The sequence below is a fragment of the Bacillus sp. JJ722 genome (assembly GCF_036963345.1).
GTDB lineage: Bacteria > Bacillota > Bacilli > Bacillales > DSM-1321 > Bacillus_AD.
Map to the genome: position 1 here is coordinate 767 of NZ_JBALMO010000193.1, position 394 is coordinate 1,160.

1 protein-coding gene is annotated in these 394 nt (G+C 38.1%); it reads left to right on the forward strand.

The window, feature by feature from the left end; genetic code table 11:
* Positions 1 to 35 precede the first annotated feature (35 nt).
* The coding region (locus V7014_RS20385; protein ID WP_335509761.1) for an Hsp20/alpha crystallin family protein at positions 36 to 394 on the forward strand (359 nt) is incomplete at its 3' end.

Below are 394 nucleotides of genomic sequence, written 5' to 3' on the forward strand. Positions count from 1 at the left end.
ATATGGAATCATTTTTGTCGAACATGTTTAATAACTTGCAAAAGAATGGATACAACAATCAAGCAAATGACACTTCTTCTTTTTTCGATCAGCAAAGCAGTGATGACTACGAAGACGACGAAGCTTCAATCGATGTATCAATCTTTGAAACACACAGCGAAGTATATGTAAGAATCCCTATTCAAGATCGTTCTGCCATGCAAAATATGAAAATATACCATACTTCTAACACTTCAATCGTTGAAGGGTATCCTACTGAGGAAGACCGCCATGTATTTACGCTACCTTCCATTGTAAAAAAGAAGGGAGCAACGGCTCAATACAGAGACGGTACCCTCGAAATCCGCCTTGCAAAAGCAACTGATCTTCAGTATTCAGAAATCAATGTAACAGA